Origin of the sequence: Streptomyces sp. NRRL F-6676 (genome assembly GCF_000725625.1) — a bacterium.
In the GTDB taxonomy this organism is placed as follows: Bacteria; Actinomycetota; Actinomycetes; order Streptomycetales; family Streptomycetaceae; genus Streptomyces.
On sequence record NZ_JOHS01000052.1, the window covers coordinates 41,751 to 60,305 of the forward strand.

Annotated in this window: 19 protein-coding genes and 1 pseudogene; 12 read left to right on the plus strand and 8 right to left on the minus strand. The window is 70.2% G+C overall.

Going from position 1 to position 18,555, the window contains the following annotated elements; genetic code table 11:
• The first annotated feature begins 5 nt into the window (after positions 1-5).
• Complete coding sequence (locus tag IO29_RS25985) at positions 6-446, plus strand: NUDIX domain-containing protein (RefSeq protein ID WP_030381898.1); 441 nt, start codon at positions 6-8, stop codon at positions 444-446.
• Positions 447-511: 65 nt separating this feature from the next.
• Entirely contained in the window at positions 512-1,828 is a 1,317-nt protein-coding gene (locus tag IO29_RS25990) for a UDP-glucose dehydrogenase family protein (RefSeq protein ID WP_030381899.1), read from the plus strand.
• Here IO29_RS25990 and IO29_RS25995 read toward each other — a convergent pair.
• Together IO29_RS25995 and IO29_RS37030 are read right to left on the minus strand one after the other, a co-directional pair.
• Positions 1,804-2,586, minus strand: a complete 783-nt coding sequence (locus IO29_RS25995) for a restriction endonuclease (RefSeq protein WP_158717109.1) — start codon at positions 2,584-2,586, stop codon at positions 1,804-1,806. The genes IO29_RS25990 and IO29_RS25995 overlap by 25 nt on opposite strands.
• A 253-nt stretch (positions 2,587-2,839) precedes the next feature.
• Positions 2,840-3,097, minus strand: a complete 258-nt coding sequence (locus tag IO29_RS37030) for a helix-turn-helix domain-containing protein (RefSeq protein ID WP_078618444.1) — start codon at positions 3,095-3,097, stop codon at positions 2,840-2,842.
• 135 nt (positions 3,098-3,232) lie between these two features.
• Between IO29_RS37030 and IO29_RS26000 the strand changes: the two genes are divergently transcribed.
• From IO29_RS26000 to IO29_RS26040, 7 genes and pseudogenes are all read left to right on the plus strand, one after another.
• The gene (locus tag IO29_RS26000) at positions 3,233-3,556 is read left to right on the plus strand and encodes a DUF6087 family protein (protein WP_030381901.1); all 324 of its coding nucleotides are present in this window, start codon (positions 3,233-3,235) and stop codon (positions 3,554-3,556) included.
• Positions 3,557-3,635: 79 nt separating this feature from the next.
• Positions 3,636-4,828 (plus strand): annotated as a pseudogene (locus IO29_RS26010) (IS3 family transposase).
• A 48-nt stretch (positions 4,829-4,876) separates the two neighbouring features.
• Positions 4,877-5,152 (plus strand): hypothetical protein, encoded by a 276-nt coding sequence (locus IO29_RS26015; protein WP_037840599.1) that lies wholly within the window; start codon positions 4,877-4,879, stop codon positions 5,150-5,152.
• Positions 5,153-5,276: 124 nt separating this feature from the next.
• Positions 5,277-6,446: a competence protein CoiA family protein gene (locus IO29_RS35735; RefSeq protein WP_267884687.1), complete on the plus strand. Its 1,170-nt coding sequence runs from the start codon at positions 5,277-5,279 to the stop codon at positions 6,444-6,446.
• A 588-nt stretch (positions 6,447-7,034) separates the two neighbouring features.
• Complete coding sequence (locus IO29_RS26030; protein ID WP_030381904.1) at positions 7,035-7,403, plus strand: hypothetical protein; 369 nt, start codon at positions 7,035-7,037, stop codon at positions 7,401-7,403.
• 40 nt (positions 7,404-7,443) lie between these two features.
• Positions 7,444-7,917 (plus strand): GIY-YIG nuclease family protein, encoded by a 474-nt coding sequence (locus tag IO29_RS26035; protein ID WP_030381905.1) that lies wholly within the window; start codon positions 7,444-7,446, stop codon positions 7,915-7,917.
• Positions 7,918-7,957: 40 nt separating this feature from the next.
• Positions 7,958-8,524, plus strand: a complete 567-nt coding sequence (locus tag IO29_RS26040; RefSeq protein ID WP_030381906.1) for a peptide deformylase — start codon at positions 7,958-7,960, stop codon at positions 8,522-8,524.
• Between the two features lie 77 nt (positions 8,525-8,601).
• On the opposite strand, the gene IO29_RS26045 is transcribed toward IO29_RS26040, so the two are convergent.
• The 6 genes from IO29_RS26045 to IO29_RS26070 form a co-directional block, all read right to left on the minus strand.
• Positions 8,602-9,531 (minus strand): carbon-nitrogen hydrolase family protein, encoded by a 930-nt coding sequence (locus IO29_RS26045; RefSeq protein ID WP_078618447.1) that lies wholly within the window; start codon positions 9,529-9,531, stop codon positions 8,602-8,604.
• 64 nt (positions 9,532-9,595) lie between these two features.
• Positions 9,596-10,354, minus strand: coding sequence for a PIG-L deacetylase family protein (locus IO29_RS26050; protein WP_030381908.1), 759 nt, complete (start codon positions 10,352-10,354; stop codon positions 9,596-9,598).
• A gap of 40 nt (positions 10,355-10,394) precedes the next feature.
• Entirely contained in the window at positions 10,395-12,707 is a 2,313-nt protein-coding gene (fxlM, locus tag IO29_RS26055; protein ID WP_030381909.1) for a methyltransferase, FxLD system, read from the minus strand.
• Positions 12,708-12,749: 42 nt separating this feature from the next.
• Positions 12,750-13,382: a M15 family metallopeptidase gene (locus tag IO29_RS26060; RefSeq protein ID WP_234307627.1), complete on the minus strand. Its 633-nt coding sequence runs from the start codon at positions 13,380-13,382 to the stop codon at positions 12,750-12,752.
• 20 nt (positions 13,383-13,402) lie between these two features.
• Positions 13,403-14,443, minus strand: a complete 1,041-nt coding sequence (locus IO29_RS37035) for a bifunctional GNAT family N-acetyltransferase/NUDIX hydrolase (protein ID WP_030381911.1) — start codon at positions 14,441-14,443, stop codon at positions 13,403-13,405.
• Positions 14,440-14,736 carry a hypothetical protein gene (locus tag IO29_RS26070; protein ID WP_234307628.1) on the minus strand — a complete coding sequence of 99 codons (297 nt, stop codon included), beginning with the start codon at positions 14,734-14,736 and terminating at the stop codon, positions 14,440-14,442. The genes IO29_RS37035 and IO29_RS26070 overlap by 4 nt, the downstream gene beginning before the upstream one ends.
• Before the next feature lie 125 nt (positions 14,737-14,861).
• Between IO29_RS26070 and IO29_RS26075 the strand changes: the two genes are divergently transcribed.
• The 3 genes from IO29_RS26075 to IO29_RS38660 all read left to right on the plus strand — a co-directional run bounded on the left by IO29_RS26075 (position 14,862) and on the right by IO29_RS38660 (position 18,462).
• Entirely contained in the window at positions 14,862-16,430 is a 1,569-nt protein-coding gene (locus tag IO29_RS26075) for a site-specific integrase (protein WP_030381913.1), read from the plus strand.
• A gap of 65 nt (positions 16,431-16,495) precedes the next feature.
• Positions 16,496-18,325 (plus strand): hypothetical protein, encoded by a 1,830-nt coding sequence (locus IO29_RS26080; RefSeq protein ID WP_051707901.1) that lies wholly within the window; start codon positions 16,496-16,498, stop codon positions 18,323-18,325.
• The gene (locus tag IO29_RS38660; RefSeq protein ID WP_158709374.1) at positions 18,322-18,462 is read left to right on the plus strand and encodes a hypothetical protein; all 141 of its coding nucleotides are present in this window, start codon (positions 18,322-18,324) and stop codon (positions 18,460-18,462) included. The genes IO29_RS26080 and IO29_RS38660 overlap by 4 nt, the downstream gene beginning before the upstream one ends.
• Positions 18,463-18,555 lie beyond the last annotated feature (93 nt).

Sequence of the window (18,555 nt, forward strand, 5' to 3'; positions counted from 1 at the left end):
TCGGCATGCACTCCGACACCACCGACGCCCAGGGGCCGGCCACCGCCCGCGGAGCCGTCGCCATCATCACCAACCGTCGCGGCGAGCTGCTGATGCACCTGCGCGACGACCTGCCCGGCGTCATCGCCTGGCCGAACCACTGGAGCCTGCTGGGCGGCGGCTGCGACCCCGGCGAAGCCCCGGCCGCCGCGATCGTCCGCGAGCTCGACGAAGAGGCCGGCCTCGAACCCCGGAATCTCACCGAGCTGTTCGAGATCCGCGACGAGCACGGCTCCGGGCAGCTGATCACGTTCTTCGCCGCCTGCTGGGACGGCGACGAGACGCAGCTGCCGCTCGCCGAAGGCGTCAAGCTCCAGTTCTTCGCCCCCGAACACCTCGACATCCTCACGATCCCGCCGTTCATCCGGGCCGGGATCCACCGCCACCTGGCCGCCCGGCCCTCCTGAACACCCCACACCGTGGGGGGCAGGGTGGGGCCAGGGCGGCCCCACTCGAAGGGACGACCCCGCCCATGAAGATGACCGTCATCGGATGCGGCTACCTCGGTGCCACTCACGCGGCCTGCATGGCCGAACTCGGCCATGAGGTCCTCGGCATGGACTCCGACATCGACAAGGTCCACACCCTGTCCACCGGTCGGGCCCCCTTCTACGAGCGGGACCTCGACGACCTCCTCGTCAAGCACACCGCCTCCGGGCAGCTGCGGTTCACTGCCTCCTACGCCGAGGCTGCCGGCTTCGCCGACTTGCACTTCATCGGCGTGGGCACCCCGCAGCAGTCCGACGGCTCCTACGACCTCAGTCACCTGATGGACGCCGTCCGCCAGCTGGCCCCGCTCCTGACCCGCCCGGCGGTCGTCGCGGTCAAGTCCACCGTCCCCGTCGGTACCGCGCCCCGCGTCGCCGAGCTGCTCCACGAGCTAGCCCCGGCAGGCGACCTGGTAGGGGTCGCGTGGAACCCGGAGTTCCTGCGCGAGTCCTTCGCCATCGAAGACACCCTGCGCCCCGACCGGCTCGTCCTCGGCTTCGGCCCCGGCCGCTCCCGCGCCGTGACGGTGCTGCGGGAGGCGTTCGAGGGGATCATCGACGCTGGTACGCCGACGATCGTCACCGACTGGGCCACCGCCGAGCTCGCCAAGGGCGCCGCGAACTCCTTCCTCGCCACCAAGATCTCCTTCGTCAACGCGATGGCCGAGGTCTGCGAAGTCTCCGGCGCCAACGTCGACGAACTCGCCGATATCCTCGGCCACGACCACCGCATCGGCCGCCGCGGCATGCGCCCCGGGCTCGGGTTCGGCGGCGGCTGCCTGCCCAAGGACCTGCGCGGCTTCATCGCCCGCGCCGACGAGCTCGACGCCGGCCAGGCCGCCGGGATCCTGCGCGAAGCCGACGCCGTCAATGCCCGCCGCCGCGAGCGCGTCGTCACCCTGGCCCGCCAGGAGCTCGGCGGCGACGTGCGGGGCAAGCGGATCGCCGTCTGGGGCGCCGCCTTCAAGCCCGAGACCGACGACATCCGCGACTCGCCCGCCCTCGCCGTCGCCCAGGCCCTGCACGACCTCGGCGCCTCCGTCACCGTCACCGACCCCAAGGCCCTCGACAACGCCCGCAAGCTCCACCCCGCCCTCGACTACGCCGACGACCCGATCGCCGCCGCACAGGACGCCGACCTGCTGCTGCACCTGACCGAGTGGTCCGCCTACCGGCACATCGACCCCGCCCGCCTCGCCTCCCGCGTCGCCAGCCCGAAGGTGATCGACGCCCGCGGCACCCTGAGCGCCGACGCCTGGCGCGGCGCCGGGTGGATCTACCGCGCCCTCGGCCGGCCCTGACGGCCCGAGGCTGGCACCCCGGCGGCGGCCTGGGCAGACCCCGGCCGCCGCTGGCGACGCTGTCCCGGCAGCCGCCGGGCGGGCTTGACCCCTTCCAGCAGCTTCCACAGCGGCCGGCCCTCGGCGGACCACAGCTCCAGTCGGCCCCGGTCGATCAGGTGGACGCCGTACGTCTTGCTCCGCTCCACCGCTGGCAGGGTGAACCGGCCGTTGGTGATGATGACCGCGAACTGGGCCCCGTGGACCGTTTTCGCCGTGCCGGCGAGCCGCTGTAGGACCTCCACCCCGATGGCCTTGCCCTCCCAGCCGTCCCGCTTGTGCTTGCACTGAACGACCCAGATCCGGCCGTCAGCGTCCACACCCCGGACGTCGCAGCCGTCATCGTGTGCTCCGCCGACCCGCTCGGCGTCGAACCCGTCGCGGCGCATCAGATCCCGCACCGCGAACTCGAAGTCGCGGTGGTGCAGAGCGTCGATCTTCTCCAGCGGGATCCGCGCGCCCCGGGCCCGCCGCTCCTCCCACCGGCGGCGCTGGTCGCCGGCCAGGCCCCAGACGGCCAGCAGCATGACCACCACCTGCGGCACGACGGCATAGATCCCCCAGTGCTCGTTCAGCCAAGCTCCCAGCCAGAGCCCGAACCCGACCACCGCTGCGAGGGCGACCACTGCCGCGCCGATCAGCACCCCACCGCGCAGTTCCTCACGCGAGACCCACGGTTCCGGCCCGGCAGGATCGCGGCCCGGATCCGGGGAGTCCAACAGCAGGTCAGGGTCCGGCCCTCCGTCCGGGACCGCGGTGCGCTGGGTTAAGCCGGCGGGCGCATCGCCCTCCTCCGACCCATCGCCGCCATGCGCCTTCTCCTCAACCATCGGTAATTCTCCGCGAGTTGACATCACAGACCAGGAGGCAACTCCACCACAGGGCACCGACATCACGTGTTGGCCTCGGCCCCCCGGCCGGGCGACGCCGAGCGAGAGCACCACCCTCTTCCCGGTGGCCTGACGACCGTGCCTACCCCTCTGCCGTGGCCGGAGGAACTCGAGGTGGCGGAACCGTCAGGACTCCGGACGACGCGGAGCGCCAGCCGCGCGAGCGGAACGTGGTCCCTGCGTCTTCGAGCAGGCGGTGCACGCCGCCGTACGAGCGGCTCGTCTCCTCGGCCAGGGCTCGGATGCTTGCCCCGGCGTCGTACTTCCTATTCAGATCGGCGGCGAGCTTGTCGCGATCCGCGCCGGGCGCGAGCCGGCGGGCCGGCGTCTTCCTGGACATGAGATTCCTCCCTGCACGGGCGGGCGATGCCCTCATGATCGCTTGAGGAGGACGCGTCGGTCACCGATTCGACGAAGACCACGCCATGGCCTGCGAGGGTGGCGGCCCGGAGCGCGCTTGCGCCACGATGCTCCGATGAACGAGGAACCGCTGCAGGAGTGGGCACGGCGGCGCGAGGAACGCCGGGCCGCCGCGAAGGGCAGGCTGCGGGCGGTGCCGCTCACCGAGGGCAGGCATCGAGCGGCGCACATCGAGCCGGACGCTCCCCGGGTCATTCAGAAGTGGAACGGCAGCGAGTGGGAGACGATCGGCGTCGTCGAGAACCTGGACGCCGCGAAGGCCCTGCTGTATCCGCCGCAGCCGGCGACGGAGAAGCCCGCCGAGTGGGATCGCCCGACCGCGCTCGGCCCGGGCAGGGGGCGGCACCGTCGTACGGCCCCGACAGAGGAAGGCCGGTGAGAACCCGTGAGCTGACCCCGGTTTCGTGGAGTCCCTGAAGCCAGGCTTATGATCCTGGCCCGAAGGAGAACCACGAGCAGTGCCAGCACCACGTAAGTACCCGGACGAGCTCCGGGAGCGAGCCGTCCGCGAGGTTCGTACCACCGGCCGTCCGATCGCGCATGTCGCAAAGGACCTGGGCATCCACAAGGAGGCCCTGCGCGGCTGGGTCCGCCAGGCCGAGGCGGACACCGGCGAACGCGACGACCGGCTGACCACCGCCGAGCGGGAAGAGCTGAGGCAGCTCCGTCGGGAGAACGCGGAGTTGAGGCGGGCGAACGAGATCCTTAAGGCCGCGAGCGCGTTTTTTGCGGCGGAACTCGACCGTCCCCGGACGAGGCCGACCAGGTGATCGAGCACCTCAGGGACAAGGGCCTCGGGGTCGGGTTCACCTGCCGGGTGCTGGGGCTGTCGGAGTCGGCGTACTACGCGCGCAAGAAGCGGCCGAAGTCGGCCCGCCGGCTGCGTGACGAGCAGCTCATGCCGCTGATCGAACAGGTCCATGCCGAGTCCGGCGGCACCTACGGCGTCCGCCGGATCACCCGCGCGCTGCGGCGCAAGGGTGTGCAAGTGGCCCGCTGCACCGTCGAGCGGCTGATGGCCGAGCTGGGTATCGAGGGCGTCATCCGTGGTCAGCGACGCCGCACCACCGTGCCGGAGCCGTCGGCCCCCAGGCCGCCGGACCTGGTCGACCGCGACTTCACCGCGAGCCGGCCCGACCAGCTCTGGGTGGCCGATATGACCTATGTCCGCACCTGGTCCGGCTGGGCGTACGTGGCGTTCGTCCTGGACGTCTTCTCCCGGGTGATCGTCGGCTGGCAGGTCGCGAACCATATGCGGACCGAACTCCCGCTGGACGCGCTGGAGATGGCCCTGTGGAGACGGAAGATCAAGAAGGACTCCGGGCTGATCCACCACAGCGACCGCGGGTCGCAATACGTATCCATCCGCTACACCGACCGGCTCACCGAGATCGGTGCCTCCGCGTCCGTCGGCTCGGTCGCGGACTCGTATGACAATGCGATGGCCGAGGCGCTGAACGGCACCTTCAAGGCCGAGCTGATCGAGATGCAGGGTCCCTGGAAGGACGTCGACCAGGTCGAACGGGCGATCTTTCAGTGGGTCACCTGGTACAACGATGAACGGCTCCACTCCGCCCTCGACTACGTACCGCCCGCCGAGTACGAACGCGACTGGTGGCGACAACAGGAAGCCACCCCGCAGTCCGCCTGAAACAAGCCTCCGACTGATCCGGCTGCCCGACCTTCGTGAAGGAGACGCATGTCCGTCATCCCGCCCCAGATCCAGGTCGACACCTGCAATGTCCAGACCGTGTCCATCACCGGGGACGACGTCGCCGCCTTGCTCACCGCCGCTGGCCAGTGGGTCGCCGAGCATGAGGGGGTGTGCGTGACGTCGGTCAACCTCGTGCCCTTCTACCTGTGCCCGGACGACTGCGAACCGGCCGAGGAACAGCCCGGCGTCCGCCTCGACCTCACCATCGACGTTTCCGGCCGCCACCGCTTTCAGTTGCCAAACGGATCACCGATGTCCTGACCAGGAGGATGCCGTGGGCTTCACCGCACAGCACGACGGGCGGGGGCGACTGGATGCCACCCAGCCTGACCTTGGCTGCACCTGGGCGTGGGAGGCAGTCCACCGTGCCCGCCCCCGCGTGATGATGGTCTGTCCGGAGTGCGCGCACCCGATGCACGCGAAGGTCTCCCGGTACGGCCTGCGGTTCTTCGCCCACGACCCCGGCGCCCCCACCTGCGCGCTGGCCGGTGAGTCCATGGAGCATCATCTGCTGAAGCTGGAGATGGCCACCGCCGTGCGCACGGCCGGGTACCACGCCGAACTCGAGGTCCGCGGGCCTGACGGTGACTGGCGGGCCGACGTCATGGCGTCCTCGCCGGACGGCAGCCTGCGGATGGCGTGGGAGGCACAGCTGTCCCCGATCACCGTGGACGAGATCACCCAGCGCACCGCCCGGTTCGCCAAGGACGCCGTACGGGTGTGCTGGGTCGCTGCCAAGCTGCGGCCCTGGGTCGGCGAAGTGCCCTCCATCCACGTCCGGCCACCGAGCGAGGGCGAGCCGAACTGGACGGTGGCTGGCGGGTTGGCCCGCTTCACCGTCGACACGTGCGACGAGGACTTCCTGTGCCGCTCCGTCGGCCACGGCGAGTGGCACGAGACGGGCGCCGACCTGCGCTCGTTCACCGCCTGGGCGCTGACCGGCCGCGCCGTCCCGCACCGATTACCGAGCTGGCTGCACACCGACCAGCACGCCTGGACCGGCGTGTGGACCGCACCGCAGTACATCACCGCCGCCGCGGCCTACCAGCAGGCACACGACCGCGCGGTCGCCGAGTTCGAAGAACAGCAGCGAATCCAAGAGGCAGAGCGCCGCCGCCGGGAAGCGGAGCGCCGAGCCAGGGTGGCAGCCCTCGCGGCCGCGCCGCCCAAGCCCCCGGCTCAGCAGCCCGCCGTGCCCGAGCAGGGCCGCCGCACGGCCCCGCGTCTCGAGCCGGAGTGGCAGGTCAACCTCCCCAGCCGCGAGCGCGAGCACCTCCACACCGCCGCCGTCGCCGAGACCCGCCTCCTCCTGGGCGTCAACGCCCAACCGCGCCACCGCGACGGCGACCGCCGCTGGGCCCTGGGCACGCCCTTGTACGCGGGCGTCCGGCCCTATGCCGTCCTGCGTCCGCGGCCCCAATTCGTCGACTGGGAGCAACTCAAGGGGCTGCTCATCTTCGTCCGCAACATCGACGAGCTGCGCCTCCTCGGCCACACCGCACCCAACGGCACCCGCATCATCGTCCTGCCCGAGCAGGAGCCCCCTGCCCGGTGAGGAGGCTTCCCGTCAGCTGCCGACGGAGCGTGTGTGGGTGGCCCGGTGCCTTCTCAGCTCCGCGCTGCCGGGCCGGCCGCTGGCCGGACAGCCCTCCACCACACCGCACGCCTCCCGAACACCCGCGTCGATGGCCGCACGATGCAGGTTCTCGCCGCCCGGCCCGTACCCGCGGTCTACAAGCCGCTGGACAACCCGGTCGCCGTGAAAGAGCGCGTTGAGATCGCCCTCGGCCTTCTTGTCGTGGCCCTGCCTGAAGTAGTTGCCTGGCCGGGCGGCGGACCCACACCCGCAAAAGCACTCCCCCGTGGGGGCTGGAATCTCAGTCATGCCCGAACCTTGCTCTTGAATGTCTTGAATGTCAAGACATTCAAGACTTGGGGCCCGTGCTCCCGGCCAGCCGGGCCAGGACCGGACGAATGGTCGGCGCCCGCCCTCGACGTCGGGCCGCTATGCACCCGAAGCAGGCTGACCTGGTGCCCTGACCATCTCCCGGGCAGGCGGCATGCCGGGGCCTGGGCCCGCCGGCGCCGTACCCACCAGGTAGCGTCGCTCGCCGAACCAAGATCCACAGGAGCACCGCACCCGATGGCATGGCACGACCGCATACCGGCCGACGCGATATCCACGTATCCGCAGCTCAGGAGCCTGACGAAGGCTGAGGGAGAGGAGTATCTGCAAGAGCGGCGGGCCGCCTGGACCAGCTATGAGCGGATGAACGTTGATCGGCGCTTTGCGCGGATTGCGCGCCTGAAACCCCTGCGTGGCCGCCGCGTCCACTACGGTTCGGACCTTCGGAGTGCGGAGGAGCGGCGACTGCGGCGGCAGCTCAAGCACCGGCACGGCTGGCGAGGCTTTCCCTGGGAGCACCCGTGCCGGTGGTACCAGCGCTCTGCGCAGTTCACCGCCGACCTGCAGGAGTTCGCCACAGGCGCTGGCGGTCTGGTGGCAGGTTGACCGACGGGAGCTGGGTCAGCGGGAGCGCGACCACCTGTTGATGGAAGCGCTGGACGCGCTGGACTGGCCCGACCAGCCCGGTGGCGTAGAGAAGCTCGCCAGCTACCTGAACTCGTATCCCTTCCACTTGAAGGGTGTCGTCGACGGCGCGCTGGAGCGGCATGACGACATGCTCGATAACGAGTCGTGCCCGCGCTGCTGCGGCCTTCGGGACGATAACGCTCCCCACCGTGTCTACATCGCCCACTACCACGGCCTTGGCCTCTACAAGGTGGGCGTCACCACGATGGGCAGCAACCGCCGGCTGGTGACCCACGAGTCGGCGGGCACCACGATCGTGGACACCTTCACCACCGCGAACTACCCGGACGCCTTGCGTCTGGAGCGAGCTGTACTCGACGTCGTGTCGGAATGGCGTACGAGCAACCCGCTGGTCGCCGGCGGCGGCGAGGTCTGGAGTGACGAGGCCAGGCTGATCCGGTTGGCTGACTTCGTAGAGCGCGGTATGAAATGACCCGCCCGGGGGGACCGTTCACCAAGGGGGAGATGGTCCGATGCGCCCCAGCCAGCAGATGCGCGACCTCGGCATCGTTCAGTACGGCGCGCCCGTCCTGCGCGACCCTGCCCACCCCTTCACACTCCCCGACGAGCGAGAAACCATCGACGACGTCGTCGGTCAGCTCCTTCACGTCATGGAGCGCATCCGCCGCGCGCACGACTTCTCTGGCAAGGGCCTGGGTCTGGCTGCCCCGCAGATCGGCATCGGCCGGTCGGCAGCCGTCGTCCAGCCTCCTGGATCCGCCCCCATCGTGCTGCTCAACCCCCGCATCACCGATTCCTCCGAGGACATGGACGAGAGGTTCGAAGGGTGCCTGTCGTTCTTCGACGTACGGGCACAGGTTCCCCGACCCCTGTGGATCACGGTGGAAACGATGACAGCAGTGGGCAGTACCGAGAAGGCCGTCTACGAGAGGGGCGAGGCGCGGCTCATCGCGCACGAAATTGATCACCTCGACGGACTTCTGCTGATGGACCGGATGCGGCCCGGCGTGAGACCGGTCCCCGTCGAGGAGTACCGCGGGACGGCCGAGGCCACTGGCCGACCCTGGTCGTACGAGTAGAAGGAGGCGGGGCCGACCGTGGGCGGGCGCGACATACTCGCGACCAAGAAGCTCTGGCGGGTCAGGCGCGGGCGTTCTCAGAAAGCCGTGCGGATGTCGCTGCGCGGGTCCCCGTCTACCAGCCGGTCCTCGTACAGCCCTTCCTGCGCCCGGCGGCGCCAGGGCCGGGCGTGCCGAAGAGCCACGTCGATGTCCGGGGCGGCCGAGTCGAGGTCGATGTCCGCGACCGCCAGAGCAGGCTGCCCATCGACGGGGCACTGCGCCAGCCACCGACCGCCGGGCGCCACGATCCCGGACGGCACCGTGGCGCTGAACTGGGACGGGACGGAGTAGCCGACCCAGTAGTTGTAGAGCGTCCCGTACGCCTGGGCGACACGGGCACGGGGCGCGTCGTCGACCATCACCGACAGCAGGACGCAGTTGACGTCCAAGCGCTCGTACTCGGCAAACACCTCCGGGAAGTTGGCCTCGATACACAGCGCGAAGCCGAACCGAATCCCGTCCACCTCGACGACGAGCGGCTGGTGTCCAGGGGAGTACAAGTAGGACACCTCGGTGTGCGACAGGAACCGCTTGTCGTACCGTGCGACCAGCTGGCCGCGGTCGGAGACGACGTAGAGGCTGTTGTGCGGTCGGTTCGGCGGTGTGAGCGGGTGGATTGATCCGAACACCGTCCACAGGCCAAGCCTTCCCGCCAGGACGGTGATCGACTCCGCTTCCTCGCGCAGGACATCCCACGCGGCACGGCTCCAATCAGCCGGCACCAGCTCGCCCGCCGGGCCCGCCGCCATCACGTGCTTGCTCGGATAGGTGACTGCCCCCTCGGGGAACTGCACCAACCGCGCACCAGCCTCGGCGGCCTCAACCATCAGGGCCCGGATCTCCTGCCCGGCCGCCCGCAGTGCTCCTCGATCAGTGGGGTCTTCCGGCACCGTGCTCTGTGCGACTGCCAGCCGCAATGTCCTGGCCACACTGGGGCGTTCGTCGGGTGCAGAAGTCGTCGTCATCTCTCTCCGATCGGTGAGTGCTTGCTCGTGGGCGGTGAAGGGTGGTCGGCACGGGGCTGCGGTGTCAGATGGATAGCGCGGCGGAGTCGCCCTTTGTGGGGCCGGGGGTGAGGCGAGTGAAGTACTCGGTTTGGATGATCTGGGTGCGGTCGGCTTCGGGAAGGCGGGCGAGGATGCCGGGCAGTGGCCGCTCGCGTGCGACCTCACCGCGGTGCGCGAGGATCGCGCGCCACTTCTGCTCCAGCCAGGGGGAGACGTCGACGGTGGTGGTGGCGTAGGCGTCCGGCACCGCGAGCGCGGCTTTGCCGACGGACTCCAGCAGCGGTCCGAGTTCGCCGACACCGGACTCGGGGTGCGTGGCGCAGTACACGGCGCGCGGTTGCCAGGGCTTGCCGGCCGCGGGGTGAAGGTGCGGGAGCCCCGCGTCCTGAGCGGCGAGGAGAGCGGCCTGGTGGGTGCGGCGGTGGTCCGGGTGACCGGTCAGCTGGCCCAGGGCGTCGTGCGTGACCACGATGTCGGGGCGGAACGAGCGGATCTGCTGGACCAGGGCGGCGACCACCTCGTCGAGTGGCGCGTCGACGAGCCGGGGACGGCCGGGGGCCGCCCTTTCGTTGCGGGCATCGCCGTATCCGAGCATGCGAGGGGCGCCCGCGCCGAGCGCCCGCAAGGCGTCGGCGAGTTCGGAAGCCCGTGGACTGTCGGGCGCCCACGTCATGGTGACGACGGCGGTGCGCGCGTGCGCGGCGGCGTGCTGGGCGAGGACACCGCCGGCGAGGAGGCTCTCGTCGTCGGGATGGGCGAACACGCCGAGCAGGGACGGCATCGTGGAGGACGCCGCCTTCTCGGGGATCAACTCGTCGTAGTCAGGCACGCTGTCCCCCTGCGGCCGAGAGGCTCAGTGCGCCGGCGGGGGTCCGGCCCGGCCACTGGAGGACAAGCCGTGCGCTGGGCTTGTCGAGCACATCGCCGGGCGGCAGCTGGTCGTCGGGCGTTGCGGCCGGGTGGACGGTCATCGGCGGATAGCCGCTCTCGCGCACCTCGCGGTCCCAGACGCGCACGCACTCGGCGAAGCGCTCCGCCACCTCTTCCGCTGCTGGGCCGTAGGCGTGGATGAAGAACTCCGTCATGCGGTCGGCCGGCTCCGGGGCATCCTTGACCTTCCGGTAGGTCAGGTAGGCGAGCGAGCCGTCCGCCAGGATCGCGGCCGCGTCCTGCTGCTCCACGAACGTGGACCCCTTCGGCGCGGACAGACGGCAGAACCCCGGCATGGTCGTCGCGGCATAGACCTGCAACGTCTCGAAGTTGAAGATCCCCCGGACGACCAGGCCCGTGGAGCGCTCGTGCCGGGGACCGCGCAGAGCCTCGTCGAGACCGGCGGTGTCGCCGGGCGCCCCGTCCTCCCACCGCACCATGACCTTGCCTTCGGCCAGCCGCACGGCGGGGGCGGTCCGGGCGGCCGCACCGCGGTCCCGCACGAAACCGCAGTACGTCCAGTGCTCGCAGTGCAGCACGTCGCCGCGCCGGACCAGGGTGAGGGAACGGGTGTAGCCGCCCATCTCCAGCGGCACGACCAGCCGGGCCCCCTCGGCAAGCTGCTCTCGCCATGCTGGTGCGATGTCGGACGCGTTGTGCGTGATCACGATCCCGTCGAAACCGCCGGCCGGGATGTGGCTCGGCGCGCCAAGCCGGCCGTCGCCGAGGACGGCGGTGACCCGACCGCTGCCCGCCTCCGCGCACAGCCGCTGCGTCCGGTGCACCACGTACGGGTCGACGTCCACGGTCACCACGCGCCCGCGTTCCCCGAGGACGTGGGCCAGGAGTTCCGCGTTGTATCCGCCGGAGCCGACCTCCAGCACGGTCATCCCCGGCACCAGCCGGAGTTGCTCGATCATGTCGGCCTGCAGCCAGGCCGCGGAGACGGAGCTGAGCGCGGTCTGGGGTGACTCGCGGACCGTCACTACGGCGAGGTCGTCGTGGTAGGCCGTCTCCAGCCGGGTCTCCGGGACGAACCGGTGCCGAGGCACCTCACGCAATGCGGCCTGAACCCGCGGCGAGGGCGCCCAGCCCTTGCTGATCACGATGTCCGCCATCCGCTCGCGCAACCGGACCGCCTCGGCCGGCTCCCCGGGCACCGGAGGGACGGCGGCGGAGCACGCGTAGGAGTGGAGCGGCGGGAGCCCCGGCAGCACCCCGGGCCATACCGCGGTCAGCGCCTGGGCACTGGGTGCGAAGATCTTCCCGAGGGTCGCCACGGTGTTCAGGTCGTGGAACTCCCAGCGTACGAAGTGGTGTGGCTCGGGCAGAGAGAGTTCACCGTCCCAGCGGGAGATGCGGACCACGGCGGTGACGCGGCGTACATCCAGGCGGTCGTCGTGCAGCACGGTGATGACGTGAGCGTCGTCCACGCGCGCCGTCAGCCCGGTCTCCTCGTTCAGCTCCCGCACGGCGGCCGCTGGTGCGGCCTCGTCTGTCTCGATGCGGCCGCCCGGTAGCTCCCACATGCCTCGGGTGGAGCGGCCCAGCAGGACCCGGCCGAACGTGTCGGTGACCACCACTGCGGCACCGAAGACGGCCTGCGGCTCGGGCCGCAGCTTCTCCTCCGCGCTGAATCCGGCCGGTCCGCGCAGGACCAGCACCGCCAGGCCCTCCGCGTCGAACTGCTCGACGTCCTCGAACCCGTCGGTGAGCGCGGCGAGTTCGTTCTCGTCCAGCGCGATGTGGCGCCGTTCTTCCGGCGTGTTCTCCACGATCGGCGTGATGATGACGAGCGTCCCGCCCTCGCGCAGCCGGGCGGCCAGAGCGCGAAGGACACGGGCGCGATCGCGGATGAACGCGATGCACAGCCGCAGCACGATCAGGTCGTAGCCGTCCTCGGCGAGGGCGGCCAGGTCGTCGCGCTCGACATCCAGGTTCAGCCAGCGCACCCCCTCCACCTCGGCGTGCTCCGTGCGGGCCCGCTCGAGCGCGCCCTCGGCGAAGTCCGCTCCGTCGACGGTGTAGCCGAGCGAGGTGAGGTAGACGGACATTTCGCCCGTCCCGCACCCTACGTCGAGCGCGCGGCCGCCCTCGGCTGCCGGGGCATGCTCGACGAGCAGGCGCTTCTCCTCGTCGCCGAGCCGCCGGAAGCCTCGCCCTTCGGTGTAGTGCTCGGACCAGTCAGTGCGGGTGAATCCCACAGGTCACTCCTCGTTCGTGAAAGGCGGGGTGGTGGTGCGGTGTCAGGGCAGTTCGATGGGGCCGTAGAGGGCGGCCGGCTGCTGGGTCTGCAGGGCCCAGTACCGGTCGCCGAACGACCAGTGCCACCACTCGGTCCCGTAGTTGATCAAGCCTGCGGTGGACAGCGCGTCGCCCAGGGTGGCCCGGTTCGTGCGAGCCCGGGCGCTCAGGTTGGGGGCGTCGGTGTAGCAGGCGCCTTCGGACTCTTCGGGGGAGGCGTTGACGCGCGTGCCCATGTCCAGCTCGCGGCCCTGGTGGTCGATCAACGTCACGTCGACGGCCGCGCCGGCGGAGTGCGGCGCGATCTCCGGCGGTGAGACGAAGCGGCTGGCGGCCTCCCGGAGCTCGGCGGCCTGCCAGTCCGGATGGGCGCGGGCGAGCTCGTCAAAGTACTCCTCGAAGTACCGGCGCTGCAGGGACGGGGGCCGGTAGCCCTCGATGAACAGCAACTGCACACCGCCGGGGAGCAGCGATTGCGCCTGCTGGAGCCGCGTGAGCACGCCCTGACGGACGTGGGCCCAGGCGCCCGCAGCGTCCTGCTTGCGGTCGTCGACCCTCAGGCCATGTGCGCGGGTGTCGAGGAGGACTTCGCCGCGCTCCTGGACAGGGATCGCGGCGACCCGCGGGTCCGACATCAAGACGATGCTGCTGGCGCTCATGCGTTCCCCCAGGTGTCGATGTATGCGGCCACGCCGGTGCGGCGGGCCTCCTCCACGGCGCGCAGCCGCACGAAATCGCGGGCCGGCATCAAGGCCTCCCACTCGGCCAAGGGCAGGACGCGGGCCTCGTCGTGCTCGCGCGGATTGAGGGTGATGCCCCGGATCTGTTCATCGGTCAGGCGACCGCCGTCGAAGATCAGCTGCAGAGTGCTGTACGGACGCTGCTCCCGGGGCAGCCCGAACACGGTGGCCAGCAGCCGGGGCGGCCCCGCGGCGGTCATGCCGGTCTCTTCCCGGCACTCGCGCACCACCGCGTCCCAGGGCCGCTCGCCCAGATCCATCGCGCCACCGATCATGTGCCAGGGGTGGCCGGGGGAGTAGACGGAGCGCAGCTGCAGGGGCCGGTCGTCATCGTCGGTGACGTAGAGGCACACGTACGCGGCCGCCCGGGGCAGTGCGTCGGCGTACTGCTGCGGCGGCACCCACGTCGAGTCCGGCTGCGCACCGTGCACAGCACCGGCACGTTGACGGTGGCGGGTCATCCGCATCAGCGCCGGGCTGCCGCTGAAGCCGAGCTCCCGGTACAGGGGCGCAGCCTCCGGGCTGGTGTGCAGCTCGAACAGGGTGACGTCCTCGACGTCGGCGAGGTGGTCGAGGAGTGCGGATAAGACCGCCCGGGCGTAACCGCGGCGGCGGAACTCGGGCTGGGTGGCGACGATCTGTACGCGGGCGGCCCGGCCCCGGGGGTAGGCCGGGGCCGGGAGCACGGGGTGGATCAGGCCGAGGGCGCAGGCGGCCATCGTGCCGTCCGGGGCGTCGACGACGAAGGCCCGGGCGTCTCCCTCCGGCGTGAGCCGTGGCGCCAGCTCGTCCGTGCACTGCCGGACCCAGTCCTCGGTGAACGGTGCGGACAGGACGTATGCGGAGCGCATCCGGGTGATGGCTTCGGCGTCGGCGGGGGTTGCCGCGCGGACCGGCGGCCGTCCGGCGGCGTCGCGCGGTTCGGCCGCGGCAGTGGGTGCCGTGTCGGCGTTCACTGGGCATCTCCTGTCGGTGAGAGGGCGGCACAGTGCTCGGCGCGCAACCGGGCCAGGGTCCGCCTGCCGCGTTCGACCAGCTCGGGGTCTCCGTGGGCGGCGCCGTAGGCGATCCCGCTCACGGCATCGAGCGCTGCGTCGATGAGGAGGCGGGCCTGTTCGGCGGCGGTCAGGGACCTGCCGTACCCGGCCAGAAACGCCTCGAAGAGGTCGTCGCGGCCAGCCCAGGCGTCGGACAGGCGAACCAGATCCCGTACGGCCGGCCCCGGCTCGCTGCGCTCGAGGTCGATCACCGCCACGAAGACCTCACGGTCGTCCGTTTCGTCGGCTGCGTCGGGGGTGGCGAGGATGTTGCGGAGCTTTCTCTAGGCTCTCCCGGGTTGTCGGCCATCTGCTTCATAGATCTCCTAGGAGAACGATGTTGGACCGCTGGGGTGTCGAGTTCTACGACTTTTTGAAGCCAGCGCCGCGCTTGGGCAAGGGCGTGCTGGAGCGCTTCGGGGATCTCCATGAGCGGGCGGCGCGGAACGGAGCTCAGCATGGCACTCCAGTCTTGGTGACCGCCTCGGGTTCCACCGATTCGGGCGTGAACCTGTTCTTCCGGGTCTCGCCGATGGCAGGGCGTGGCCTGAGGACCTGGCGACGCTATGCCTACACCTTGGTCGTGTGGCTGAACTTCCTCCAGGTGTTCGGCAGAACCTGGCGTGACGCTACGGCCCGCGACGTGGAGGCGTTCAAGGACTGGCGGCTCACGGACGTACGCAACGACAAGAGGATCATGGCGGGCAGCTTCGATACCGACCGAGCGGCTCTGAACACCTTCTACTCCTGGGCTGCCGGGAAGTACGGCCTGGACAATCCGGTGATGGGGGTTGCTTCGGCCTCGGGCGCCGATGTGCGGTCGGGGCACGGTCTCGGGCCCGGTGGCCGTCGCCGGGACGGTATCCGGCCGGCGGGCTCGCGTCGGCGGCAGGTGAAGTGGATGCTGCGCGCGCCCTTCGAGCAGTGGCGTGACATCGGTTTGTGCGGCTACGGCTTCGACGGTGGCCGGCGGCCTGGATGGCGCGGGCCGAACGAGGACCGCGACGCGGCATTCGTCGACGGCTTGTACGGTACGGGGCTGCGCCTCCAGGAGTGGGGCAGTGTCCTCGATGTGGAGCTGCCGCGCTCCTCGGCCGTGCGACTTTCGAAGGCGTGGCTGGCTGCCGCGTGTGTGAAGGGGGCGAAGGAGGGCCGCTGGTACCGGATCCCGCGGGCGGTGCTGCGCGCCGTCGAAGGATACGTCGATCCACTGGAGGGATCGCGGACGGAAGCGATACGCAGGGCCCAGCGGCGAGGCAGCTATGAGCGTCTCGCCTACGTGCGGGTGGTCAGTAGCTACAACGCCCGAAGCCGGGTGCTGCATCTGGAGAGCGGTGGGGCGCTGCCGCTCGACGCCGTGGGCCCTGATGAGAGGCGACTGCTGTTTCGTCGGACCGTCTCGGGGCTGGAACCGCTGGCGGTGTGGCTGTCGCCGAACGGTCTGCCGAAGAAGGTGGAGGGCTGGGAGGACACGTTCACGGCGGCCAACGGGCGGGTGCAGCGTGTGTGGACGGAGGCGGGCGGGGAGGGTCTGGTGCCGCTGTGGTGCCGACCGCACATGTGCCGGCACTCCTTCGCGCTGAAGTGGTATTCGCTGCTGTCGGCGGTATGGCAGCCCCATCTGGAGGGGTTCACCGAGCAAGAGCTCCTGGATGTACGGGAGATGTTCGGCGGCGTCTGGTATGCGCTCTCGCTGTTGCTGGGGCACGCGGATCCGTCGGTGACGCGGGACACGTACCTGGAGCCGTTCACCGCGCTCCAGGTCGACTACCTCATGGAGTTGCTGGACGGAGACGAGGCAAAGGGCGTTGAGGTGTTGATCCGTTCCGTGGCCGAGCGGGGTGGACGGACGCTGACCGGTGTCGTCCGCCCCGGAGTCCAGAGTGCTGCCGGCGGTCCCGTATGAGTGCCGGCGGGCGGGGCGGACGCCAGGCGGCTATGCCCCCGGCGGGGTGGCAGCCACCGGAGCGGATGCTGGAGGCATCGGGCGGCACGGCAGTGCGCTTCATCGAACAGTCGGGGACACGTTCGAGGGTCTTCGACTTCGCCGATATCCGTGACCGCAAGGGCCGCCGTGTCGTGATCGATGTGGGATTGCAGCGTTGGTTCGCCTCTGTCTTTGCCGCCCGGACGTCCAACCGGTCGCACGTGACGCGGCTCGGCAGCGCTACCGGCCTGTACGCGCCATTGACCTGGCTGGCCCGGTTCTTCGCCGCCCAGACACCCCCCGTACGCGGGCCGGGCGACATCACCGCAGATCACGTCCGGGCCTTGTGGACGCACACGGAAGGCCGCAGCAACATCTCTCAGCGAGATATCCTCCACCGGCTGCGTCTGCTATGGCGCGACGACGAACAGCTGTCGGGCGAGGTACGGGCTGCGCTCTATGAGCAGCGGCTGCCTGAAGTGACCGGCATCGCCGACGTGGCCGCGTACGACGACGCGTCCATGCAGCGGATCATGACCGCGCTGCGGCACGACATTCGAGTGGCTCGGGAGCGGGTTCGAGCCGGACAGAATCTCCTGGCGCGCTTTAGAGCCGGCCAGATCCCGGTCGGGGACCCGGAGCACCCTCTGGCGAACCTGCTGGACATCTTCGAGCGCACAGGGGACCTTCCTCGCGCGCCAGGGGGCTGGGTGGCGTCATCGGCGCGGAAGGTGAGCGGCATCGCCGAGATCGCCGGTCACTTGTGCCTCACCTCTCGGGAGCTCACGGCGTTCTGCTTGCTCCTGACGGCATTGACCGCAGAGAACTTCGGCACGGTGGCTGCCTGGCCAGCGGTGCACCACCGGCCGGACGCCGCAGCGGAGGGTGTCCCAGGGGTGGCGTTGATCGAGGCATCCAAGCCTCGGCGGGGCCCGGAACGCGAGCACATGGTGACCCCGGTGGAAGACGTGCCGGAAGAACTGGCAGCGATCCTCGCAGACGACGATCCCGAGCCGAGGCTCTTTCGATCCCCGCTGAGGGTCTACCAGCTGCTGGTGGAGCTGACGCAGCTCGCGCGCCGCCACGGCGGTCACGACCTGGCTCTGGCCGGCTTTCGTGCGACGGGCGCCTCGAAAGACGGACGCTGGACGCGCGGAGCCAATGCCAAGAACATCGCCCGCTGGTCGACTCAGCATGGGTTTCCCACCAAGGAACCGACAGCGCAAGGGGTCGAGCCGGTGGAAGCTGGCCGGCTTCGGCAGACCGGCATCGAACGCAAGCGCCGTCCGGTCGCTCACACCCGGTCCACCATGAACGACCACTACCTGGCCCGCAGTGAGGCTGTCGTCGTCCAGTCCCGCACCGTCGTCGCCGACGCGCTGCGGGCACAGGTGGCCACGGCTCGAAAGCGACGCAGCGTCCCCGTTCTGCCGGCCGCGCTGGTCGACCGGGCCGCTACCGATCTTCACGGGGCGGCCCGCGAGGCCGGCCTCGAAGCGCAGATCCTGCAACGCCTGATCACCGGCGAGCAGGACACAGTGCTGACGGGATGTGTCGACCACCGCGACAGCCCGACCGCCAAGCCGGGAGAGCCCTGCGCGGAATCGTTCCTGGCCTGCCTAGGGTGCGAGAACGCCCGAGCGCTACCGCACCAGCTTCCGCTGCAGGTCGCCGCTCTGGACCAGCTGAACATCCTGCGAGCCCATGTCGACCCGGCGACGTGGGCAGCACGGCATCAGGTGCATCAGGAACGGCTGGAAGACCTCGTCGGCCACTATCGCGAGTCGGAGCGGCACAAGGCACGGCAGGACATAACAGAGCGGCAGCAAAAGATGATCAATGACCTGATGAGCGGACGGATGGACCTGAGATGACCGCGACCTTCGGCGAGGAGACGGTCTCCTCTTCGCAGCTGCACCGCCTGGCGAACGTCGCCGTCCTCCGTGCGCGCACTTTGAGGTACGGCGTGGATGCGGCGCAGTTGTCACGGTTCGTGGACTCGGCAGAGTAATTGTCAAGACTTGTGGGTGAGTTGAGTTTCAGGCGGCTTCGAGGTCCTCGACGAGGTGGCCGTTTTCGAAGCGGGCGCCGGAGCGGACGAGGG